Source organism: Glycocaulis sp., from assembly GCF_052168375.1.
Lineage (GTDB): Bacteria > Pseudomonadota > Alphaproteobacteria > Caulobacterales > Maricaulaceae > Glycocaulis.
On the sequence record NZ_JBQLZR010000140.1, the window covers coordinates 1 to 2,656 of the forward strand.

The 2,656-nt window shown below is 62.8% G+C and carries 3 protein-coding genes; 2 read left to right on the forward strand and 1 reads right to left on the reverse strand.

Annotated elements, in window-relative coordinates:
• A partial coding sequence (gene lepA, locus ACTS2Z_RS05535; RefSeq protein ID WP_442572226.1) for a translation elongation factor 4 occupies positions 1-1,278 on the reverse strand: 1,278 nt, incomplete at its 3' end.
• Positions 1,279-1,439: 161 nt separating this feature from the next.
• On the opposite strand from lepA, the gene ACTS2Z_RS05540 reads away from it, so the two are divergent.
• Positions 1,440-1,901 carry a BLUF domain-containing protein gene (locus ACTS2Z_RS05540; protein WP_442572227.1) on the forward strand — a complete coding sequence of 154 codons (462 nt, stop codon included), beginning with the start codon at positions 1,440-1,442 and terminating at the stop codon, positions 1,899-1,901.
• A 166-nt stretch (positions 1,902-2,067) separates the two neighbouring features.
• On the forward strand, positions 2,068-2,656 hold a 589-nt coding region (locus ACTS2Z_RS05545), incomplete at its 3' end, for a DUF1134 domain-containing protein (protein ID WP_442572228.1).

The following is a 2,656-nucleotide window of genomic DNA, read 5'->3' on the forward strand; positions in this document are numbered from 1 at the left end:
GAGCTTCAGCACGCCGCCCAGATACTCGTCCGGCACCAGAATGGTCGCCTTGATCCATGGTTCGGCAATCGTGTCGATGCGCACCGGATCGGGCATGTCCGCCGGGTTGTGCAGGTCGATCACCGACCCGTCCGTCATGGCGATCTTGTAGATCACCGACGGCGCGGTCGTGATGAGATCGACGTCGTATTCGCGCTCCAGCCGCTCGCGGATCACTTCCAGATGAAGCAGCCCGAGGAAGCCGCAGCGGAAACCGAAACCCAGCGCGGCCGAGGTTTCCATCTCGAAGCTGAACGAAGCATCGTTGAGCGCAAGGCGCTCCACCGCATCGCGCAAATCCTCGAAATCGTTCGCATCGACGGGGAAGAGGCCGCAGAACACGACCGGAATGGCCGGCTTGAAGCCGGGCAGCATGGCCGAGGTCGGGCGCTTCTCCTCGGTGATCGTGTCACCGACGCGCGCATCACGCACCTGCTTGATCGAGGCGTTGAGGAAGCCGATCTCGCCAGGGCCCAGCGAATCCACATTGATCTTTGTCGGACGAAACACGCCCACACCGTCCACATTGTAGTTGGCGCCAGTGCCCATCAGGCGCACCCGCATGCCTTTTTTGAGCGTGCCCTCGTGGATGCGGACAAGGCAGATCACGCCCAGATAGGCATCATACCAGCTGTCGACGAGGAGCGCTTTCAGCGGCGCGTCCGGATCACCCGCCGCAGGCGCCGGCAGGCGATGGACGATGGCCTCGAGCACCTCCTCGATGCCAAAGCCGGTCTTGGCGGAAATTTCCACCGCTTCGGACGCATCAATGCCGATGACATCCTCGATCTGGGCGCGCACGCGGTCGGGCTCGGCAGCCGGCAGGTCGATCTTGTTGAGGACCGGCACGATCTCGAGGTCCACCTCGATCGCGGAATAGACATTGGCAAGCGTCTGGGCTTCCACGCCTTGGGCGGCATCGACAACCAGCAACGCGCCCTCGCACGCCGACAACGAACGCGACACCTCGTAGGCAAAGTCGACGTGGCCGGGCGTGTCGATCAGGTTCAGCACGTAGTTCTGGCCGTCACGGGCGGTGTAATCCAGGCGGACGGTCTGGGCCTTGATGGTGATCCCGCGCTCGCGCTCGAGCTCCATATTGTCGAGCACCTGCTCCTTCATCTCGCGTTCTGTCAGGCCGCCAGTGACCTGAATCAGACGGTCGGCAAGCGTCGACTTGCCGTGGTCGATATGGGCGACAATGGAGAAATTCCGGATATTGGCGGGATTGGTGCTCATGCGCGGGGAACTAGCATTCACGAAGGCTTGCGCCAAGCGCATTAGGCGGCAACCGCATCCCAACGTCTTGCCGGGCTTTAAATCGTCACGATTTCGGGCTTATCTGTCGCCGGGATCGGGTGTGAAACGAAAGGGCGGGCTTCCGTCCGACAAGGATATCTATGAGCATTTCACGCCTTGTGTATATCAGCACGGCCCATGCGGACCTGATGCTGAGCGATATTGACGCCATTCTGGAAACGGCCCGGACGCGCAATGCAGACGAGGGGATTACCGGCCTTCTGGTCTTCAACGGCTTCAACTTCCTGCAATTGCTGGAAGGCCCGCCGGCCAATGTGGAGCGCGTCTTCTCCTCCATCTGCAATGACCGGCGCCATTCCGGCGTCGTCCGGGTCATGTATGGCGATACTGACGAGCGGGTGTTTTCCAGCTGGGCCATGGCCTATGCCCGCACCGGTTCGGGCCAGGGACAAAGCGCCTTCACCCTGACGACAGAGGCGCTGAAGGCCTATCTGCCCGAGGATCTGTCGCCGGACCTGCATATGCTGTTTGTCAGCTTCAACACCATGTCGACCTTCGACGTGCGCCCGCCGGCCGGAGACGACCTGCAGCCCGCCCAGTAGAGGCAGGCATCGCGGGAACGAACTGGCACGCTCACGCATTGGCCCTGACAGGCACCGGCCCACATGTCCTTAATTGCGCCTTAACCGCGCCAGATCATGGATAGGGCGGGGGCCAGGATTGCCGGAGCCGGACATGAGCCGGCCCTGTACATGCGGAGTATGCGACATGCGCCAACGTCTTTTTTCCTTCCGGAATGCCGGTCTTGCCACTGCGCTGGGCCTGATGATGGGTGCCTGCGCCTCTGCGCCGGCCAGCACGGCGCAAGCGCCAGAGCCGGCTCCCGCACAAGGCCCGGCCAGCTCATCCACGACCGAGCCCTCCACCTATAACAGCACCGAGATTGTCGAGGCGGTTTCAGACTTCTTTGGCGTCACGGCGGAGGCTGCGGGCGTACTCGTGGAGCGCATCTTCGCCGATCTGGGCGAGCCGGTTGGCTATATCATCGGTGAGGAAGCCGCAGGCGCGGTCGGTGTCGGCCTGCGCTATGGCCAGGGCGACCTTGTCCTGCGCGGCCAGACCGGCACGCAGCGCGTCTTCTGGCAGGGTCCGTCAGTCGGCTTTGATGCTGGCGGTAATGCCAGCCGGGTCTTTACCCTCGTCTATAATCTCGACGATGCCGACCGCATCTACCAGCGCTTCCCCGGCGTCGAGGGCACAGCCTATTTCGTGGCGGGTCTGGGCGTGAACTATCAGCGCGCGGACTACATCACGCTGGCGCCGATCCGGTCAGGTGTCGGCTTCCGTGCCGGCGCCA